The organism is Streptomyces sp. CMB-StM0423 (genome assembly GCF_002847285.1).
Taxonomy (GTDB): Bacteria; Actinomycetota; Actinomycetes; order Streptomycetales; family Streptomycetaceae; genus Streptomyces.
Genome location: NZ_CP025407.1, coordinates 2192353 through 2211068, shown reverse-complemented (window position 1 = coordinate 2211068; position 18716 = coordinate 2192353). Strand labels below are relative to the sequence as shown.

The following is an 18716-nucleotide window of genomic DNA, read 5'->3' as shown; positions in this document are numbered from 1 at the left end:
CGGACCCGCAGAGCCGCGCCCGCGAGCGCGTGCGGATCCTCCTCGCTCCCGAGGACCGGCCCACGGGCCCAGGACGTACGTCCGAGAAGGAGGAGAGGCATGGAGTCCCAGGCACGTGGTGGGACCAGGTGGAAGCGGTTCGCGGTGGTCATGGTGCCGAGCCTGGCGGCGACCGCCGCGATCGGGGTGGCGCTGAGCCAGGGCGCGCTGGCGGCGTCGTTCAGCGTGTCGGGCCAGGAGTTCAAGGTCACGGCGGACCGGCTGGAGGGCATCGGCTTCGTCCAGTACAGCGGTATCGACAGCGGTCACGACCTGGAGGGCAACGAGGCCACCCGGCCGGTCGCGATCTCCGCGTTCAGGGAAGCGAAGATCAACGGCATGTGCCAGTCGGTCGTCACGCCCGACGTCCCGCTCATCGGCTCGGTCAGCCTGGTGCTGACGGCCGGTGACGACAAGCCGGTGGAGGCGAAGAACCTCTACATCGACATCGCGCAGCTCGACGCCGACGCGACGTTCGAGAACATCAACATCGGTGTGGCCGCCGGGTCCAGCACCAAGGGACCGGGCATCGGCAAGGGCGACAACGCGAACCCGAACGGGTTCGCGCAGGAGGCCGACAAGGCCGTCCTCACGGACGTGAAACAGACCGCCTGGGCCACCAGCGCCGGCACCTTCAAGCTGAGCGGGCTCAGCATGAAGCTGCACAAGGGCGTCAAAGAGTGCTTCTGACCACGCACTCGGCCGGCGGGGAGGCGCGTACCGCTCCCCGCCGGACCCCCCACTGACCGCACCGCACCGCCGTACCGGGGAGCTGCATTCATGAGCGCCGAGTTGCCGGACCTGCTGCACCGTCTGAACACCTGGCGGCTGGGATTCCGTGGCTGGCGCGGCTCCCGTCCGTTCTGGGCGGGTCTGCTGACCATCGCGGGCGGCGTGCCGATCGGCGCGCTGCCGTACTACAACATCAAACTCGGCAACCTCAGCCTGCAGATGGCGACGCAGGCGGGGGCCGGCGGCCTGATCATCGGCGTGCTGCTGGTGACACTCGGGCTGACCATGTGGTTCCACGCCGTCGTCCGGGTGTTCGCGGGCGTCGCCTCCATCGTGCTGGCGCTGGTGTCCATTCCGGTGTCCAACTTCGGCGGGCTGCTGGTGGGTTTCCTGCTGTCGATGATCGGCGGGGCGCTGGCCGTGTCGTGGGCGGCGGGTGTGCCGGGCGCCGCGGAGGCCGCCGGCGACTCCGGTGCCGCCGGCTCCGAAGACGGGGCGGCGGACGACGCCGCGGACGGCGCGGCGGAGGAGAAGAGAGCCGACGCCGGCGAGCTGGGCATGGACGTGCTGGAGGACATCGACGGCGGGAGGCACCGTGCGGCCGGATGACCATGCGAGGGCGGTACGCCGGGGGCCGCGGCACGCGGCGCCGCGCAGGTCGCTGCTCGGCCGGGTGCCGGCGGGCAGGGCGATAGCCCTGGCGGCCATGCCCACCGCGGTCTTCCTGGGGCTGGGGCTCACGCCGCGGCCCGCGATCGCCGAGGACGACCCGGCGGAACGCTGGCGGCCGGGGCCGTGCGCGGAGCAGTCGGAGGAGCCGAAGGACGAGGAGCCGGCGGACGCCGGGGACGCGCCGGAGGCCGGGAACCGCGAAGAGGCGCCGGGCGCCGGGGAGTCGGCGAAGCCCGGCGGCGGTCCTTCGCCGAGTCCGTCGGCGACGGACGACGGGCCGGCCGCGGAGCGGCCGGGCGGCGGTGGTGACGGCTCGGGCTCCGGCTCGGGCGGTGCCTCCGGCGGCGGGCCGGACGGCGGCGGAGCCGGGGAGTCCGGCAAGGCGGAGCCGAGTCCTTCGCCGTCGGAGTCCCGCCCCTGGTACGACCCGCTGGGGCTCGGCGACACCCTGGACGGCCTGCTCGGCCCGGACGACTCCGCAGCGGAGACCGGGCCAGGGGACGAGCCGTCCGGCGGTTCGGACGGCGCCGATGCCGGTGCCGGCTCCGCCGGTTCGGGCCCGGGTTCGGACGGCGGCAAGGAGTCCGGCTCCGGCGCCGCGTCGGACGAGGAGCGGCGCGAGAAGGAGAAGGCCGTACGCGACGCCGCCGACGAGGCGGGCGCCACCGTGGAAGAGCTGGACGACAAGGTGCGGGACACGGCCGAGGACCCCGCGGACGAGAAGCCGGACGCCGGGGACGACGCCGCGGACGCGGACGGCAAGGAGCCGTTCCCCTGCCCCACCCCCGACCCCGGGGCCCTGGCGAACGCCGCGCTCGAACCCGGGCTGCCGCTGCTGCCCGACGACCCCTGGCGGCTGGAGAGCACCAAGCTCACCCTCAAGGGGCTCAAGTACCACGGCATCGTCGAGGTGAAGACCTACAGCGGCAAGGTCAAGAAGGTGCTGAAGTACACCGCGGACGACGGGGTCGACATCCGCGACATGCACCAGACCGTCGTCGGCCCCGGCCGGAACACCTCGCACGTACGGGCCGCGGAAGGCAGCACCTCCACGATCCGCGACGGCCGGGTGACCATGTACACCGAGGAGCTGAAGGGCAGTCTCTTCGGGCTGATCCCGATGACGTTCAGCCCGGAGAGCCCGCCGCCGCTGGACCTGCCGTTCGCGTTCTTCACCGACGTCCAGGTCGTCCAGGCCGGTCAGTTCGGCGGCACGCTCACCGTGCCGGGCCTGAAGAACACCATCGAGTAGCGCGGGCCGCGCCGCCCGGCTTCAGCGCTCGCCGCCCAGGTGGTGCACGCGGACCATGTTCGTGGTGCCCGGCACCCCGGGCGGCGACCCGGCGGTCATGACCATCGTGTCGCCCTCGCGGAAGCGGTTGAGCTTCAGCAGCTCCGCGTCCACCAGGTCCACCATCGCGTCGGTGTTGTCCACGTGCGGCACCAGCACCGGCTCCACGCCCCAGCTCAGCGTGAGCTGGTTGCGCGTGTGCTCGTCGGTGGTGAAGGCCAGGATCGGCTGGCACGCGCGGTAGCGCGACAGCCGCCGCGCGGTGTCCCCGGACTGCGTGAACGCCGCCAGCGTCTGGGCGTCCAGGAAGTCCGCGATCTCGCACGCCGCCCGGGCCACGGACCCGCCCTGCGTACGCGGCTTCTTGCCCGGCACCAGCGGCTGCAGCCCGCGCGACAGCAGCTCGTCCTCCGCCGCCACCACGATCCGCGCCATCGTCTTGACCGTCTCGATCGGGTACTTGCCGACCGACGACTCGGCGGACAGCATCACCGCGTCCGTACCGTCCAGGATCGCGTTCGCGACGTCGGACGCCTCGGCGCGCGTCGGACGCGACGAGTTGATCATCGACTCCATCATCTGGGTCGCGACGATCACCGGCTTGGCGTTGCGGCGGCACATCTCGATCAGCCGCTTCTGCACCATCGGCACCTTCTCCAGCGGATACTCCACCGCCAGGTCGCCGCGGGCCACCATCACGCCGTCGAAGGCGAGGACGATCTCCTCCATGTGGTCGATCGCCTGCGGCTTCTCGACCTTGGCGATGACCGGCACCCGCCGCCCGGCCCCGTCCATCACCCGGTGCACGTCGGCGATGTCGCCGGCGTCGCGGACGAAGGACAGCGCGACCATGTCGCAGCCCATGCGCAGGGCGAAGCGCAGGTCGTCCACGTCCTTCTCGGAGAGCGCCGGGACGTTCACCGCCACGCCGGGCAGGTTGATGCCCTTGTGGTCGGAGACCACGCCGCCCTCGATGACCATGGTGCGCACCTCGGGGCCGCGCACCTCCAGCACCTCCAGGGCCACCGCGCCGTCGTTGACGAGGATGCGCTCGCCGGGGGAGACGTCACCGGGCAGGCCCTTGTACGTGGTGCCGCAGATGGTGCGGTCGCCGGGCACGTCCTCGGTGGTGATGGTGAACTCGTCGCCGCGCGCCAGCTCCACCGGGCCCTGGGCGAAGGTCTCCAGCCGGATCTTCGGGCCCTGGAGGTCGGCCAGCACGCCGATGGGCCGCCCGGTCTCCTCGGCGGCCTTGCGCAGCCGGTCGTAGCGCTCCTGGTGCTCGGCCTGGGTGCCGTGGCTCATGTTGAAGCGGGCCACGGACATGCCGGCCTCGATCAGCGCTTTGAGCTGCTCGAAGGAGTCGACGGCGGGACCCAGGGTGCAGACGATTTTCGCTCGGCGCATGGCGGCATCCTATCGGTTTGTTCTCGACCGGAATTATCCCGGTGGGGGGAGCGCCCGGCCGCCGCCGCGGACCAGGTCGCGGGTCTGGGCGGCGATCTCCAGCTCCTCGTCGGTGGGCACCACGGCGACCGTCACCCGGGAGCCGGGCGCGGAGACCACGCGGGGTGCGGAGCCGCGTACCGCGTTGCGTACGGAGTCCACCTCGATGCCGAGACCTCCGAGGCCCCGCAGCGACGCCTCCCGTACGGCGGCGGAGTTCTCGCCCACGCCGGCGGTGAACGCGACGGCGTCCACCCGGCCCAGCACGGCCGTGTAGGCGCCGACGTACTTGCGGATGCGGTGGACGTACACGTCGAAGGCCAGCCGCGCGCGCTCGTCGCCCTCGGCGATCCGGCGGCCGATCTCCCGCATGTCGTTGTCGCCGCAGAGGCCGACGAGGCCGCTCCGCTTGTTCAGCAGGGTGTCGATCGCGTCCGTGTCCATGCCCGCCTCGCGGGCGAGATGGAAGACCACCGCCGGGTCGAGGTCCCCGCTGCGGGTGCCCATCACCAGGCCCTCCAGCGGGGTCATCCCCATCGACGTCTCCACGCACCGGCCGCCGGCGACCGCGGAGACGCTGGCGCCGTTGCCGAGGTGCAGCACGAGGACGTTGAAGTCCCCGGGGTCCGCCGGGTCGCGGCCGAGCAACTGCGCGGTGGCGCGGGAGACGTAGGCGTGCGAGGTGCCGTGGAAGCCGTAGCGGCGGATGGCGTGGGCGTCGGCGGTGGCCGTGTCCAGGGCGTAGCGCCAGGCGTGCTCGGGGAGGGTGGCGTGGAAGGCGGTGTCGAAGACGGCGACCTGCGGCAGGTCGGGGCGCAGCTCGCGGGCGACGCGGATGCCGGCGATGTTCGCCGGGTTGTGCAGCGGCGCGAGCGGGACGAGCTTCTCCATCTCGGCCAGCACGCCGTCGTCGACGAGGACCGGCTCGGTGAAGCGGGTGCCGCCGTGGACGGCGCGGTGGCCGATGGCCAGCAGGTCGGGCGCGTCCAGTCCGTGGCCCGCGGCGGCCAGTTCGTCGCCGACGGCGCGCAGCGCCGCCGCGTGGTCCGGCACGCCGCCGCCGGCCTGCGGCTCGCCGATCCGCTCGACGATGCCGCGGGCCGGGCGGTCGGCGCCGGGCGTCGGCCCCGCCATGTCGATGAGCTGGTACTTCAGCGACGAGGAGCCGGAGTTGAGCACCAGGATCCGGGTGGGGGCGGTCACGGGCGGCCGCCCTTCGCGGGTGCGGCGGCGCCCTGCGCCTGTACGGCGGTGATGGCGACCGTGTTGATGATGTCCTGGACGAGCGCGCCCCGGGACAGGTCGTTCACCGGCTTGTTGAGCCCCTGGAGCACGGGCCCCACGGCGATCGCGCCGGCCGTGCGCTGCACCGCCTTGTACGTGTTGTTGCCCGTGTTGAGGTCGGGGAAGACCAGCACCGTGGCCTGTCCCGCGACCCGCGAGTCCGGCATCTTGGCGGCGGCGACGGTGGCGTCCACCGCGGCGTCGTACTGGATCGGGCCCTCCACCTCCAGGTCGGGCCGGCGGGCCCGTACCAGCTCGGTCGCGCGCCGCACCTTGTCGACGCCCGAGCCGGAGCCCGAGGTGCCGGTGGAGTACGACAGCATCGCCACCCGCGGCTCGACGCCGAACTGCGCGGCCGTCGCCGCCGACTGGATGGCGATGTCCGCGAGCTGCTCGGCGTTCGGATCGGGGTTGACCGCGCAGTCCCCGTACACCAGGACCCGGTCCGCGAGGCACATGAAGAAGACCGACGAGACGATCGCGGTCCCGGACTGCTTCTTGTCGGCTTTGATGACCTCGAACGCCGGGCGCACGGTGGCGGCCGTGGAGTGCGCGGCGCCGGAGACCATCGCGTCGGCCAGGCCCTGCTGGACCATCAGGGTGCCGAAGTAGTTGACGTTGCCCAGCACGTCGTACGCCAGCTCCACGCTGACGCCGCGGTGCGAGCGGTACTGCGCGTACAGCTCCGCGAAGCTCTCCCGCAGCGGCGAGACGCGGGGGTCGGTGATCCGGGCCGTGGCCGGGCCGTCCGGCCGCGCCGCCGGGGCGTCGGCGCTCAGCAGCGGCAGGCTCAGCCCCAGCTCCGCGGCGCGCTTGCGGATCGTCTGCTCCTCGCCGAGGAGGGTGAGATCGCACACCCCGCGCCGTACCAGCACCTCCGCCGCCAGCAGCACCCGCTCCTCGGTGCCCTCCGGCAGCACCACGTGCCTGCGGTCGGCCTGCGCCCGCTCGATCAGCATGTGCTCGAACATCATCGGCGTCACGCGCCCGCTCGCCGCCCCCGCCAGCCGCCCGGTGAGCTGCGCGGAGTCCACGTGCGACTCGAAGAGGCCGAGGGCGATGTCCGCCTTGCGCGGCGTCGCGGCGTTCAGCTCGCCGCGCAGCCCGACCAGCGCGGCGGCGGTGGGGAACGAGCCCTCGGCCACCGTGAGGAGCGGCGTCCCCGGCGCCAGCCGCTCGGCCAGCGCCATGATGTCCGGTCCTGGACGCTCGTCCAGCGTCAGCAGCACCCCGGCGATGGCGGGGGAGCCCGCCGAGTGCGCGGCCAGCGCGCCGACGACGAGGTCCGCGCGGTCGCCGGGGGTGATCACCATGCAGCCCTCGCTGAGGGCCGGCAGGAACGCCGGGAGCATCGCGCCGCCGAAGACGAAGTCGCGTACGTCACGGGCCAGCCCGCCGGCGTCGCCGGCCAGCAGCCCGGCGCCGAGGGCGTCCCGTATCTGCGCGACGGTGGGGGCGGCGAGGCCGGCGTCCTCGGGGATGACGTACACCGGCACGGGCAGATGGGCGCCGATGCCCGCGGCGACGGCGCGGGCCCGGGGGGCGGCGTCGGGGCCGACCCGGTTGGCGATCATCGCCAGGACGTCGCAGCCGAGGGAGGTGTACGCGTCGTGCGCGTTGCGCACCTCGGCGACCACCGACTCCGCGGACTGCTCCGCGCCGCCGACGACGGGCAGCACGGCGGCGCCGCACTCGTTGGCGAGGCGGGCGTTGAGCGCCAGCTCGGCGGGGATGTTGGTGTCGGCGAAGTCGCTGCCGAAGATGAGCACGGCCTCGTAGTCCGCGGCGATCTCGTGGAACCGCCCGACGAGCCGGGCCACCAGCGCGTCCGTACCCTCCTCGGCCTGGAGCGCGGACGCCTGCTCGTACGTCATGCCGAGCACCCCTGCGCGCGGCTGGCTCAGCCGGTAGCGGGCGCGGAGCAGGTCGAAGACGGGGTCGCGGGCATCGGCGTCGGCATGCGCCAGCGGACGGAAGATCCCCACCCGGTCGACCTGGCGGGAGAGCAGCTCCATCATGCCCAGCTCGACGACCTGACGGCCGTCACCGCGGCCGATACCGGCGACATAGACGCTGCGGGTCACTCCTGCACTCCATCCGTCCCGTCCGTCGCGGTCCTGTTCGACCATACAGTCGGGCGGGGGAGGGGCGCGCGAAGGGCGGCGGGTGCGCGGGCGCGGTCCTGCGGGCGCGGGTGACGGCGAGGTGACCGCCGAGTGTGACAGAGGGTTAACCGGCTGTTCGGACGAGTGACCCCCGGAGCATGGGAGAATCGGCTTCGAGCATGCATGCGACGGCACCCAGCAGGAGAGACATGCGCATCGGAGTACTCACGGCAGGCGGAGACTGCCCCGGCCTGAACGCGGTGATCAGGTCGGTGGTCCACCGGGCCGTGGCCGGTCACGGCGACGAGGTGATCGGATTCGAGGACGGCTTCAAGGGACTGCTCGAAGGGCGGTACAGCAAGCTCGACCTCAACGCCGTCAGCGGCATCCTCGCCCGCGGCGGCACCGTCCTCGGCTCGTCCCGGCTGGAGCGCGACCGGCTCCGCGAAGCCTGCGAGAACACCGAGGAGCTGAGCCGCGAGCTGGCCCTCGACGCGCTCATCCCGATCGGCGGCGAGGGCACCCTCACCGCGTCGGCGATGCTCGCCGACGCGGGGATGCCGGTCGTCGGCGTACCGAAGACCATCGACAACGACATCTCCGCCACCGACCGCACCTTCGGCTTCGACACGGCCGTCGGCGTGGCCACCGAGGCGATGGACCGGCTGAAGACCACCGCCGAGTCCCACCAGCGGGTCATGGTCGTCGAGGTCATGGGCCGGCACGCGGGCTGGATCGCGCTGGAGTCCGGCATGGCTGGCGGCGCGCACGGCATCTGCCTGCCGGAGCGCCCCTTCGAGATCGCCAACTTGTGCAAGATGGTCGAGGAGCGCTTCGACCGGCACAAGAAGTTCGCCGTCATCTGCGTCGCCGAGGGCGCGCACCCGGCGGAGGGCACGATGGAGTACCAGAAGGGCGAGATCGACCAGTACGGCCACGAGCGCTTCACCGGCATCGGCAACCGCCTGGCCGGCGAGCTGGAGCGGCGCCTGGGCAAGGAGGCCAAGCCGGTCATCCTCGGCCACGTCCAGCGCGGCGGCACGCCGACGGCGTACGACCGCGTGCTGGCGACGCGCTTCGGGTGGCACGCGGTGGAGGCGGTGCACCGCGGCGACTTCGGGCAGATGACGGCGCTGCGGGGGACGGACATCGTGATGGCGCCGCTGGCGGAGGCGACGCGGGAGCTGAAGCGGGTGCCGGCGGACCGGATGGACGAGGCGGAGGTCGTCTTCTGACGCGCTGTCCTTAATCCCCGGCGGCCGGTTCGGTAACGTACCGTGCAGAGTCCGCCACCGGGGGACAAGAGGCCGCGCACCGGCGCCAGTTGTTCCCGCCGACCGACCGGGAGCTTCTTGCCATGCGCACACGCACCGCCCTGACGGCCGCCGCCCTCGCGACGGCCGTCACGCTGACGCTCACCGCCTGCGGGGACTCCGACTCCGGCGACGACGGCGGGACGGAGCAGATCGAGGGGGCGAAGGACTCGTCCCCTGACGCCTCCGCCTCGCCGACGCAGGAGGAGGCGCCGGAAGGCGCGCCGGACGTGTCGCTGCCGGAGGACATCAAGCTGGTCTTCGACTGGGAAGAGCCGTCGAAGCCGGAGCACGCGGCGGCGCAGCGGGATGCGGCGAACTACATCCGGAGTCAATTCCGGGGCTCCGCCGAGCAGGAACTGAACGAACCCAGCACGCAGTTCTACGCGCGCGATCAAGCGCTGACGTACGCCCAGGATCAGATCCAGCAGGACATCGACGCCCAGCAGAGCGCGACGGGCACAGAGCGCTTCTACCGGGTGGAGACGAAGTCCTATGGCAGGACCGTGGGCATCTCCTTCTGCGCTGACCAGACGAAGATCTACAGCAAGAAGCTCAAGACGGGTGAAGTGCTGCGCACGGAGCCGAGCGACGCGGATTTCCTCTTCTACCAGATCACTATGTCGACGTTCCCGGGCCGCGACGAGGTGTGGCAGGCCACCGGCATCGATGTGGAGGGGGAGGCAGTGCAGTGCAAGGAGTGACGGGTAAGTTACGCGCCGGGCTCTCTCTTCTGCTGGCCGCGTGCCTCCTGCTGGTCTGCGAAGACGCGTATGCAGGTCGGACCAAGGACCAGGAGACCGACGCCGGCGCCGACGAGCAGGAGATCTGGGCCCGTACGGGCGGTGGCATCACCTACTCCGGTGCGGTGAAGGACGACGGCCAGGCACCCGGCAACCTCACACCCACCGCCTCCGACTGGGAGCCGCCGCCGTGCTGGTACGCCCCCTATCTGGGTGCCAAGGACTTCAAGCGGGTCACCAAGAAGTCCATCGAGGGCCAGATGACGACGCCCGGGATGACCGGGCACGCCGGCAGCGCGCTCAAGCAGTTACTCGACCACTACGAGGACGGCTATAGCTGGCCGAACCACCCGGGCTTCAAGGACTGGAACGTCGAGAACGACGGTGAGGGGATGTTCTGGGCCGGCGTGCCGAACCCCGCCGAGGAGGACGTCCTCGCCCGCGGCGAATGCTCTGAGGTGCCCTTCTGGGTCGACAACCAGGAGCCTCCGCCCGATTGGGCACAAGGGGAGGCCATCGAGCCGAGGATGCTCGCAGAACTCGCCTACGAGCGGATGATCGTGCCCGACACCGCGGCCGAGTTGCGGCCCGCGGGTGAGCAGGTCGTCAACCTGCCGACGTGGGTCTGGCTGGACGGGGAGCAGTTTCAGCCCGTGACGGCGGAGGCCCGGGTTCCCGCCCTGAACATGTGGGCGCGGACCACCGCCACCCCCGTCTCGCTGACCATCGATCCCGGCACCGACGACGCCGAACTGCACCCCGGCGGCGGTGAGTGCGCGATGGACGGTGACGGGGGCGTCGGGACCCCGTACCGGAAGGGGGATGCCGGCAAGGTGCCGCCGTGTGGGGTGACCTATCTCCGGTCCTCCGAGAGCACCGGTCCCTACGACTTCACCGCCTCCGTCACCTGGCGGGTGACCTGGAGCGCCTCGGACGGCACCACCGACGAGCTGCTGCCGACCGGGATCATCGAGGCCACGCAGGAACTCGACGTGCGGGAGATCCAGTCGGTCGTACGGTAGCGGTGGGCGGGTCGCCGGGAAGGGTGGGCGGGATATGCCGTTTCGGCAGCATCTGAAGCAGGAGGCGTACCGGATCCTCGACACGTTTCCGGTGGAGCTGAGACCCGAGATCTACGTCGTCGCCCTGCAGATGTACCGCGTCGACCAGGACGCCCGCTATCCCTACGTACAGGTCGGCTACAACACCGAGGCGCAGATCCGCCGCGAGCGCGAGGCAGCCCGCGGGGAGCTGGATCCCGACGGCGAGGTGCGGTGGTCGTACGCGTACTGGATCCTCGACGGGTTCGAGCGGGTCGGGCACGTGCCGGAGGATCCCGTGGGCACCGTGCTGCACCGCGCGGAGTCGACGGCGAAGGGGCTGTGGTTCGAGGACGAGGAGCAGTTCTCGGACCGGTGGTCCGCGGTGTACGACCTGCTGTGCGCGGACTTCGCCGAGGACTGCGTGGACGTGGCGCGGCACCTGCACGAGACGGGGCGCGTCGAGGAGGTGCTGGGGCGGCCGGTGCCGGTGGTGCTGTTCGACATGGACGATCCGGAGGAGCAGATCCCGCTCACGGCGGAGGCGAACCCGCCGGAGCTGGTCGCGGACTACCTGGCCTGGCAGCGGGCGCAGGTGGAGGAGTAGCGCGGCGGCCCGGGCGCGTCACAGCCGGGTGGCGGTACGGACCAGGAGCGCCAGCGCGAGCGAGCGGCTGTGCGCGGGCCACGCGATGTGCGTGACGACCGGCGGTGCGTCGGTCAGCGGGACGGCGGTGTGCTCCGCCCAGAGCCAGGCGCGGGCCGAGTCGGGGAAGACGGCGGCGGTGCGGCCGAGGGCGATCAACTGGGCCAGTTGCGTCTGGTCGTGGATCTCCGGGCCCGGTCCCGGCTCGTCGCGGGTCCAGCGGGCGAGCGGGAGGCCGGGGACGTCGGCGATGTCGGCCAGGGTCAGGGCCGTACGCGCGGCCAGCGGGTGCGCGGCGGGCAGGATGGCGATCTGGCCCTCGCTCGTCAGCTCTTCGCTGTCGAAGCCGGCGAGGGAGTTGAACGGCGCGTGCATGAGCGCCACGTCGGCGCGGCCGTCGCGCAGCATCTCCCCCTGTTCGCAGGTGCCGCTGGGCAGCACCTCGACGTCGGCGGCGCCGGGTTCGGCGGCGTAGGCGTCGAGGAGCTTGTGCAGCAGTTCGTGGGACGCGGCGGCCTTCACCGCGAGCACCAGCCGGTCCGGCGGGGCGTCCGGGCCGTCGGCGCCGCCCGCGCGCCGGGTGCGGCGGGCGGCGGCGGTGGTCGCGGCGAGGGCGGCGCGGCCCTCGGACAGCAGCGTCTCCCCGGCCGCGGTCAGGGCGACGCCGCGGCGGTCGCGCTCCAGCAGGCGGACGCCGAGGCGCCGTTCGAGCTGCTGGATCGCCCGGGACAGCGGCGGCTGGGCGATGCCGAGGCGCCCGGCGGCGCGGCCGAAGTGCAGTTCCTCGGCCACGGCGACGAAGTAGCGCAGCTCGCGGGTCTCCAGGGTGTCCACACCCCCAGGCTACGTCGGTGATACCCGCCGGGTATGAGGGGCGGCCGTGTCGGTATTGGCCGCGCCGCTCGCCGGCGCGCGAACATCGATGGCGCGGGCCGGACGGCCCGCCACCGCCCCGACAGCGAAGGCACGGCCATGCACACCCCCTCCGCCCCGCCCCCCGGCGGCACCTGGACCCTCGGCGATCTGACCGTCAGCCGCGTCGGCTACGGCGCCATGCAGCTCGCGGGACCCGGGGTCATGGGCCCGCCCGCCGACCGCGACGGCGCGCTCGCCGTCCTGCGGGAGGCGGTGGCCCTCGGGATCACCCACATCGACACCGCCGGCGCGTACGGACCACGCGTCACCAACCGGCTCATCCGCGAGGCCCTGCACCCCTACCCCGCGTCCCTGCACATCGTGACCAAGGTCGGCGGGATCCGCGATGCGCAGGGCGGCTGGCCGCCGGCCCGGCGCCCCGAGGAACTGCGCGCCTCCGTCCGCGAGAACCTGGACGACCTCGGCCTCGACGCCCTCGACGTGGTCAACCTCCGCCTCGGCGACGCGCAGGGCCCCAGGCCCGGCTCGCTCGCCGAGGCTTTCGGGACCCTGGCGGAACTGCGGTCGCAGGGCCTGATCCGGCACCTCGGGGTGAGCAACGCGACGGCCGAGCAGGTCGCCGAGGCGCGGTCGATCGCGCCGGTGGTGTGCGTACAGAACATGTACAACCTCGCGCACCGGCAGGACGACGAGCTGGTCGGCGAACTCGCCGCCCAGGGCATCGCCTACGTGCCCTTCTTCCCGCTCGGCGGCTTCACCCCGCTGCAGTCCGATGCGCTGTCCGCCGTGGCCACGCGGCTGGAGGCGGCGCCGATGGCGGTCGCGCTGGCGTGGCTGCTGCGGCGGTCGCCGAACATCCTGCTCATTCCCGGTACGTCGTCGGTGGCCCATCTGCGCGAGAACACCGCGGGGGCGGGACTCGCGCTCTCCGGGGCGGACATGGCGGAGCTGGACGGGATCGGCCGCTAGCGGGCGGGGGGCGGTGGCGGCGAGGCGAGGTCGAGCCGCCAGACGGCCTCGTCGTCCTGGACGAGGTCCGTACGCTCCAGCCCCGCGGACGCCGCGACGGCGGCGGAGGCGCGGTGGCCGGGGTGGACGTGCGCGACGACGGCCCGCAACGGCAGCCTCCGCAGCCGCGCGACGAGCCCCCGGGCCGCCTCACCGGCGTAGCCGCAGCCCTGCCACGGCGTCCCCACCACCCAGGCGACCTCGGCGACCTCCTCGCGGATCGTCACCTGTACGTACCCGCAGAGCCCGCCGCCCGCCCGTACCCGCAGCACCCAGTTCCCCCACACGGTCCCGCCCCCGGGCGCCCCGGCGGCCAACCGCGCGTAGCGCGCCCGCAGTTCGCCGAGCCCGGGCGGCGAGCCGCCGGTGAACGCGTAGAGCGCGGGGTCGGAGAGCACGCCGGCCATCTCGTCGGCCTGCTCGACGCGCAGCGGCACCAGGTCGAGCCGCGCGGTCCTGATGGTCTCGGCGGCGACGGCGGTCAGTTCGGTATCCGTCGGAACCCCCGGGGATGCGCATGCGGAAGGAGAGCGGCCGGGCCGGCCGCCGGCCCGAGGCGAGGACCCGGCCCGTCCCGGGTGAGGCTACGTCACGTCACCCGCGGGTTCTCGTCGAGCATGGTCTGCAGCCCCTGGGTCTCCCTGAGACCGGCGACCACGTCCGCGCAGAACCGTTCGCCGACGTGATCGCGGCCCGCCGACCGCCGTCAGTTGCGGAGGAGTTCCCAGAAGCGGGGGAGTACCTGCTGCAGGTACGTCGTCACTCCCGCCGCGGATTCCGGCGGGGGGTCGTCGCCCCAGTTGCGGGCTGCGGCGCTGCGGGTCTGGTACTCCTCGTGGAGGGTGCTCAGGGCGCGTTCCAGGGGGCGGCGGGGGAGGCGGGTGAGGCGGGCAACCGGGCGGACCTGGGGCTGCCAGCGGGTGGTGGCGGCGTCGCGGAGGTGGCGGGCCAGGGGTTCGCTGCGGCCGGTGAGGTCCAGCAGGTCGGGCAGCGGGAGGCGGAGGAGGTAGGCGAGCCGGGTGGCCTGGGACTCGGTGCCGGGCCAGCGTCCGGTGCGCTCCGCGCTGAGGTACGTGGCGGGGTCCATGCCGATGTGGCGGGCAACGTCGTCCAGGGGCAGGCCGTGGGCGCGGCGGTGGGCATGGAGCGACGTGGAGGAGCCCATCAGGTCGGCCGGTGTGCACCACAACGCGCCTGCCAGGGCGTCGAGTTCGGTGCGCGAGGGGCGGGCGTGGCCCTTCTCCCAGTCCGCGACCGCGGCGGCGGGTACCGCCAGCCCGTACGCGGCGCGCATGCCGTACGCGACGTGGTCGTGACCCAGGCCCAGGGCGCGGCGTAATCGGCGGGCCGCCGTGGGGTCGAAGGGCGGCTGATGTTCCGGCGGGCCGGCGCCGGGGCCGGGCACCTGTGTCGTCACACCGTCACCGTAGGTAGTGGTGCACCCCGTTATCAACCGTGCGTTCCGCCGAAGCTGCGGCGGGATGCGGGTGGGGCCGGAGGGGTTGACGGTGGACGGCCAAGAGCTAAAGTCTAGACCAATGACCCCCCACGCAAGGAGAGTTGTATGCACCGCAGCACCAAGCCTGCCGGCAAACGCCGCAGTGCGACACGTGCCGCCGTCGTCGGCGCCGGTGTGGCGCCGCTGCTCCTCCTGGCCCTGCCCAGCCAGCAGGCGAGCGCCCACGGCTGGATCACCAACCCGCCGAGCCGCCAGCAGCAGTGTGCACAGGGCGTCGTCCCGTGCGGCGGCATCAAGTACGAGCCGCAGAGCGTCGAGGGGCCCAAGGGCCTGACGAGCTGCAGCGGCGGGAACCAGGGCTTCGGCGAGCTGGACGACGACAACCGCGGCTGGAACGTCACCGACGTCGGCAGCACCACGACGTTCAACTGGAAGATCACGGCCAGGCACCGCACCAGCACCTGGCAGTACTTCGTCGGCGGCCAGAAGGTCGCGGAGTTCGACGACGGCGGCGCCCAGCCGCCGGCCGAGTTCAGCCACTCCGTCAACTTCGGCGGGATCACCGGCAAGCAGAAGGTGCTCGCCGTGTGGAACGTCGCCGACACCGGGAACGCCTTCTACGCCTGCATCGACGTGAACATCGGCGGCTGACGCCCGCCGGGTAGGTCCGTCCCCGTGGCCGTACGGGACGCGCCCGGCGGGGCTTCCCGCCAGGCGCGCCGGGCGGCCGCCGCGGGCGGCGGTGGAGGGCCGGCCAGGCCCCGGTCTGCCCTTCACCGCACCCCGCCCCCGCACCGTCAGCCCTTCACCGCGCCGCCCAGCGCGAAGCCGCCGCCGAGGCGGCGGGCGATCAGCACGTACAGCAGCACGGCCGGCGCCGAGTAGATGATCGAGAAGGCGGCCAGCTCCCCGTAGACCACAGAGCCCATGTTGCCGAAGAGCTCGAAGATCGAGACGGAGGCGGGCATCTGGTCCGGGCTGAGCAGCAGCATGAAGGGGACGAAGAAGTTGCCCCACATCATGATGAACGAGAAGACCGTCACCACCACGACGCCCGGGCCCATCAGCGGCAGGATGACCCGCACCAGCGCCTGCATCGACGACGCGCCGTCCGTCCAGGCCGCCTCCTCCAGCACCTTCGGCACCCCGTCCATGAAGTTCTTCATCAGCCAGATCGCGAACGGCAGTTGCGAGCTGGCCAGGAAGAACGCCGTGCCGGACATGGTGTCGATGAGGTTGATCTGCACGAAGAGCCCGTAGACCGGCACCATGATGGCGGTGATCGGCAGGCTGGTGGTGAAGAGGATCGTCAGCATGAAGGGGCGGTTCAGCCGCGAGCTGTAGCGCGACAGCGGGTACGCCGCCAGCGCCGCCGCGACGACCGTGATGGCCGTCGCCGAGCCGCACAGGATCAGGCTGTTGAGCAGCGGGCGGAAGGTGATGTCCGTGGTCATCACCGCGTCGAAGTTGTCCCAGGTGACGTCCGTGGGCGGCCGGGCCGTCAGGCCCGAGTCCGCGTCGACGGACGAGAAGAGCAGCCAGGCCAGCGGCAGTACGAACGCCAGCGCCGCCAGCAGCAGGCACAGGTCGGCCGCCAGCCGCCGGCTGTTCCGGCGCGAGGCCGGCCTGCGGCCGGGGCCGCGCCTGCGGGGCGCAGGGGGGCCGGGCGGCGGGGTGTCGCGGGTGAGCGTGGACGTGGGCATCGCTCATACCTCCGTACGCAGCATCCGCATGTACACCAGCGAGAACAGGGCGCCCACCAGCAGCAGGAGCAGGGCCACCGCCGTGCCGTAGCCGAGCAGGTTGTTCTTGAACGCCTGCTCGTACATGAACAGCGGCAGCGTCTGGCTGCGGTCGCCGGGTCCGCCGCGGGTCATCGCCCAGATCAGCCCGAAGACCGAAAGGGTCTGCAGGGTGTTGAGCATCAGGTTGGTGGCGATCGAGCGCCGGATCATCGGCAGCGTGACGTGCCACAGCTTCCGCCAGCCGCCCGCGCCGTCGACCTCCGCCGCCTCTGTGATCTCCTTCGGGATCTCGGAGAGCGCGGCGGAGTAGACGAGCATCGAGAACGCCGTGCCGCGCCAGATGTTGGCGAACGACACGGCCAGGATCGGCAGCGTGTACAGCCAGTTCTGGCTGGGCAGATGGAGCCAGTCCAGTACGGAGTTGAGCGTGCCCTCGCGGCGGAAGAAGGCGTAGAGCAGGAAGCCCGCGACGACCTCGGGCACCACCCAGGCGGTGATGACGATGGCGCCGGTGACGGTGCGTACCGTCTTCGAGGCCCGCTGCATCAGCGACGCGAGCGCGAGCCCGAGCGTGTTCTGGCCGACGATCGACGACAGGATCGTGAACACCAGCGTCAGCCAGACGGCGTTGATGAAGCCCTCGTCGCCGAAGGCGGTACGGAAGTTCTCCAGGCCGACGAACGACGACTCGGCCTGGCCCGACAACTGCAGGTCGGTGAAGGCGATCCACACGCAGTACGCGATCGGGCCCGCCAGGAACAGCAGCATCAGGACGACGGAGGGACCGACGGGCAGCGCCCGCAGCAGCGCGCGCAGCACGGAGTTGGGCGGCTGCGGGTGCTTCGAAGGTCCGGTGCGGCGGCGGCCGCCGCCCGCCTGGCCGGGGACGCGCGCCGCACCGGCGGCGTCCCGGGGCCCGGCGGGGGCGGGGGTGTGCTTGCTCACCATGGCCTCTCGGGCTGCTCGGGCGGCTACTTCTCGACCACCTCGCCGTCGGTGATCGAATCGAGCTGTTCGTCATAGCCCTTGGCGGCGTCCTCGGCGGAGGCGTCGCCCGTGGTCACCTGCTCCATGGCCTCCTGGATGGCGGTGGAGACCTGCGGGTAGACCGGCAGCGCGGGGCGGTAGTGGGTGTCCTCGACCAGGCCGGTGAAGAACTCGACGCCCGGGACGTACGCCTGGTAGTCCGGGTCGGCGGCGACGTCCTCGCGGACGGCGATCTGGCCGTTGGCGATGGTCAGCCGGGTGTTGTTCTTCCGCGACTGGGCGACCTTCATGAACTCGAAGGCCAGCTCGGGGTTGTTGGCCTTGGCGGGGATGGACCAGGCCCAGCCGCCGGACATGCTGACCCGTCCCGGCGCCTCGCCGTTCTGGGTGGGCATGGCGGCCTGGCCGAGCACCTCGGTCCACTCCGGCCACGGCGTGGGGCCGGTCTCCAGCCAGTTGTTCGACATCCAGGAGCCGTCGAGGTCGATGGCGAGCTTGCCCTCGGGCAGCCACTCGGTGCCGACCTTGGTGCCGACGTTGGGGTCGAGGGCGTCCTGCGGGTCGGGGCCGAGGCCGTCGTTGTAGACGGTGTGCACGAAGTCGAGGGCGTCGGTGAAGCCCTGGCTGCCGGCGACCCACTTCTTCGACTTCGGGTCGTACAGCGGGTCCGCGCCCGTGCCGTACAGCAGCATCTCGAAGCCCTGCATGGAGGCGGCCTCGCCGGCGGGCTTGCCGGTGTAGACGTTCAGCGGGATGACGTCGGGCAGTTCGCGCTTGATGGTGCGGGCGGCGTCCAGGACGTCGTCCCAGGTCTTCGGCTGCCAGTCGACGGGGAGTCCGGCCTCGGCGAACAGCTCCTTGTTGTACCAGAGCCCGCGGGTGTCGGTGCCGTCCGGGACGCCGTACGTCTTGCCGTCCTGCCCCTGCGCGGCGGTCTTCGCCGTGTCGACGTACTGGCCCCAGTCCTTCCAGTCCTTGAGGTAGTCGTCGAGGGGGGTCAGCAGCCCGGCGGCGATATCGGAGTTGATCAGGAAGGTGTCCTCGTAGACCAGGTCGGGGGCGGTCTTGGGGGACCGCAGCATCTGCTGGACCTTGGTGTAGTACTGCTCGTCCGGCACTTGAACGGGGATCAGTTCGACCTTCTTGCCGGGGAACTTCTCCTCGAACTCCTTCTTCACCGCCTCGATCTCGCGGTCGAAGATCTTGTTCTTGGCGTCGGTGGACTTCTTGAACTGGATTCTGATCGTGTCCGGATCGCTGCCGGAGTCTCCGCAGGCGGAGAGTGCGGTGGCGGCGAGGACGGCGGTGAGCGCGGTGGCGAGCATGGGGG

At 72.2% G+C, this 18716-nt stretch carries 18 protein-coding genes; 9 read left to right on the top strand and 9 right to left on the bottom strand.

Annotated elements, in window-relative coordinates:
- The first annotated feature begins 99 nt into the window (after nt 1–99).
- The 3 genes from CXR04_RS09195 (at nt 100) to CXR04_RS09185 (ending at nt 2695) form a co-directional block, all read left to right on the top strand.
- A complete protein-coding gene (locus tag CXR04_RS09195) occupies nt 100–729 on the top strand; it encodes a DUF6230 family protein (RefSeq protein ID WP_101421367.1) in 630 nt (209 codons plus the stop codon).
- Nucleotides 730–819: 90 nt separating this feature from the next.
- On the top strand, nt 820–1380 hold the full coding sequence (locus tag CXR04_RS09190) for a DUF6114 domain-containing protein (protein ID WP_101421366.1): 561 nt from the start codon (nt 820–822) through the stop codon (nt 1378–1380).
- The gene (locus CXR04_RS09185) at nt 1367–2695 is read left to right on the top strand and encodes a hypothetical protein (RefSeq protein WP_101421365.1); all 1329 of its coding nucleotides are present in this window, start codon (nt 1367–1369) and stop codon (nt 2693–2695) included. The genes CXR04_RS09190 and CXR04_RS09185 overlap by 14 nt, the downstream gene beginning before the upstream one ends.
- A 21-nt stretch (nt 2696–2716) precedes the next feature.
- On the opposite strand, the gene pyk is transcribed toward CXR04_RS09185, so the two are convergent.
- The 3 genes from pyk to pta are packed head-to-tail and all read right to left on the bottom strand — an operon-like array spanning nt 2717 to nt 7548.
- Nucleotides 2717–4141 carry a pyruvate kinase gene (gene pyk / locus CXR04_RS09180; protein ID WP_101421364.1) on the bottom strand — a complete coding sequence of 475 codons (1425 nt, stop codon included), beginning with the start codon at nt 4139–4141 and terminating at the stop codon, nt 2717–2719.
- Nucleotides 4142–4174: 33 nt separating this feature from the next.
- A complete protein-coding gene (locus CXR04_RS09175) occupies nt 4175–5383 on the bottom strand; it encodes an acetate/propionate family kinase (RefSeq protein ID WP_101421363.1) in 1209 nt (402 codons plus the stop codon).
- Nucleotides 5380–7548 (bottom strand): phosphate acetyltransferase, encoded by a 2169-nt coding sequence (gene pta / locus CXR04_RS09170; RefSeq protein ID WP_101421362.1) that lies wholly within the window; start codon nt 7546–7548, stop codon nt 5380–5382. The genes CXR04_RS09175 and pta overlap by 4 nt, the downstream gene beginning before the upstream one ends.
- Before the next feature lie 230 nt (nt 7549–7778).
- Between pta and CXR04_RS09165 the strand changes: the two genes are divergently transcribed.
- The 4 genes from CXR04_RS09165 (at nt 7779) to CXR04_RS09150 (ending at nt 11272) form a co-directional block, all read left to right on the top strand.
- Nucleotides 7779–8804 (top strand): 6-phosphofructokinase, encoded by a 1026-nt coding sequence (locus CXR04_RS09165; RefSeq protein WP_101421361.1) that lies wholly within the window; start codon nt 7779–7781, stop codon nt 8802–8804.
- A 122-nt stretch (nt 8805–8926) separates the two neighbouring features.
- On the top strand, nt 8927–9586 hold the full coding sequence (locus CXR04_RS09160; protein WP_101421360.1) for a hypothetical protein: 660 nt from the start codon (nt 8927–8929) through the stop codon (nt 9584–9586).
- Nucleotides 9583–10647 carry a hypothetical protein gene (locus tag CXR04_RS09155; protein ID WP_234380128.1) on the top strand — a complete coding sequence of 355 codons (1065 nt, stop codon included), beginning with the start codon at nt 9583–9585 and terminating at the stop codon, nt 10645–10647. Before CXR04_RS09160 ends, CXR04_RS09155 begins: the two co-directional genes overlap by 4 nt.
- Nucleotides 10648–10681: 34 nt before the next feature.
- Nucleotides 10682–11272: a hypothetical protein gene (locus CXR04_RS09150; RefSeq protein WP_234380127.1), complete on the top strand. Its 591-nt coding sequence runs from the start codon at nt 10682–10684 to the stop codon at nt 11270–11272.
- An 18-nt stretch (nt 11273–11290) separates the two neighbouring features.
- Here CXR04_RS09150 and CXR04_RS09145 read toward each other — a convergent pair whose 3' ends face one another.
- Nucleotides 11291–12145 carry a LysR family transcriptional regulator gene (locus CXR04_RS09145; RefSeq protein ID WP_101421359.1) on the bottom strand — a complete coding sequence of 285 codons (855 nt, stop codon included), beginning with the start codon at nt 12143–12145 and terminating at the stop codon, nt 11291–11293.
- 138 nt (nt 12146–12283) lie between these two features.
- On the opposite strand from CXR04_RS09145, the gene CXR04_RS09140 reads away from it, so the two are divergent.
- Entirely contained in the window at nt 12284–13156 is an 873-nt protein-coding gene (locus CXR04_RS09140) for an oxidoreductase (protein ID WP_101421358.1), read from the top strand.
- Here the strand turns inward: CXR04_RS09140 and CXR04_RS09135 are convergent.
- A complete protein-coding gene (locus CXR04_RS09135) occupies nt 13153–13680 on the bottom strand; it encodes a GNAT family N-acetyltransferase (RefSeq protein WP_101421357.1) in 528 nt (175 codons plus the stop codon). The two genes, CXR04_RS09140 and CXR04_RS09135, sit on opposite strands and share 4 nt — an antisense overlap.
- Nucleotides 13681–13901: 221 nt before the next feature.
- Nucleotides 13902–14612 (bottom strand): helix-turn-helix domain-containing protein, encoded by a 711-nt coding sequence (locus CXR04_RS09130; RefSeq protein ID WP_234380126.1) that lies wholly within the window; start codon nt 14610–14612, stop codon nt 13902–13904.
- Nucleotides 14613–14759: 147 nt separating this feature from the next.
- On the opposite strand from CXR04_RS09130, the gene CXR04_RS09125 reads away from it, so the two are divergent.
- The gene (locus tag CXR04_RS09125) at nt 14760–15305 is read left to right on the top strand and encodes a lytic polysaccharide monooxygenase auxiliary activity family 9 protein (protein ID WP_101421356.1); all 546 of its coding nucleotides are present in this window, start codon (nt 14760–14762) and stop codon (nt 15303–15305) included.
- A gap of 146 nt (nt 15306–15451) precedes the next feature.
- Here CXR04_RS09125 and CXR04_RS09120 read toward each other — a convergent pair whose 3' ends face one another.
- From CXR04_RS09120 to CXR04_RS09110, 3 genes are read right to left on the bottom strand one after another with little or no spacing between them, the layout of a single operon-like run.
- The gene (locus CXR04_RS09120; protein ID WP_101421355.1) at nt 15452–16357 is read right to left on the bottom strand and encodes a carbohydrate ABC transporter permease; all 906 of its coding nucleotides are present in this window, start codon (nt 16355–16357) and stop codon (nt 15452–15454) included.
- A 3-nt stretch (nt 16358–16360) separates the two neighbouring features.
- Nucleotides 16361–17347 carry a carbohydrate ABC transporter permease gene (locus CXR04_RS09115; RefSeq protein ID WP_101421354.1) on the bottom strand — a complete coding sequence of 329 codons (987 nt, stop codon included), beginning with the start codon at nt 17345–17347 and terminating at the stop codon, nt 16361–16363.
- A 23-nt stretch (nt 17348–17370) separates the two neighbouring features.
- On the bottom strand, nt 17371–18711 hold the full coding sequence (locus tag CXR04_RS09110; RefSeq protein WP_101421353.1) for an ABC transporter substrate-binding protein: 1341 nt from the start codon (nt 18709–18711) through the stop codon (nt 17371–17373).
- Nucleotides 18712–18716 lie beyond the last annotated feature (5 nt).

Excerpts from the sequence above, each read along its gene's own strand:
- CXR04_RS09195 (WP_101421367.1), top strand. The coding sequence starts at position 100 with ATGGAGTCCCAGGCACGTGGTGGGACCAGGTGGAAGCGGTTCGCGGTG.
- CXR04_RS09190 (WP_101421366.1), top strand. The coding sequence starts at position 820 with ATGAGCGCCGAGTTGCCGGACCTGCTGCACCGTCTGAACACCTGGCGG.
- pyk (WP_101421364.1), bottom strand. The coding sequence starts at position 4,141 with ATGCGCCGAGCGAAAATCGTCTGCACCCTGGGTCCCGCCGTCGACTCC.
- CXR04_RS09165 (WP_101421361.1), top strand. The coding sequence starts at position 7,779 with ATGCGCATCGGAGTACTCACGGCAGGCGGAGACTGCCCCGGCCTGAAC.
- CXR04_RS09160 (WP_101421360.1), top strand. The coding sequence starts at position 8,927 with ATGCGCACACGCACCGCCCTGACGGCCGCCGCCCTCGCGACGGCCGTC.
- CXR04_RS09150 (WP_234380127.1), top strand. The coding sequence starts at position 10,682 with ATGCCGTTTCGGCAGCATCTGAAGCAGGAGGCGTACCGGATCCTCGAC.
- CXR04_RS09140 (WP_101421358.1), top strand. The coding sequence starts at position 12,284 with ATGCACACCCCCTCCGCCCCGCCCCCCGGCGGCACCTGGACCCTCGGC.
- CXR04_RS09125 (WP_101421356.1), top strand. The coding sequence starts at position 14,760 with ATGCACCGCAGCACCAAGCCTGCCGGCAAACGCCGCAGTGCGACACGT.
- CXR04_RS09120 (WP_101421355.1), bottom strand. The coding sequence starts at position 16,357 with ATGCCCACGTCCACGCTCACCCGCGACACCCCGCCGCCCGGCCCCCCT.
- CXR04_RS09115 (WP_101421354.1), bottom strand. The coding sequence starts at position 17,347 with ATGGTGAGCAAGCACACCCCCGCCCCCGCCGGGCCCCGGGACGCCGCC.
- CXR04_RS09110 (WP_101421353.1), bottom strand. The coding sequence starts at position 18,711 with ATGCTCGCCACCGCGCTCACCGCCGTCCTCGCCGCCACCGCACTCTCC.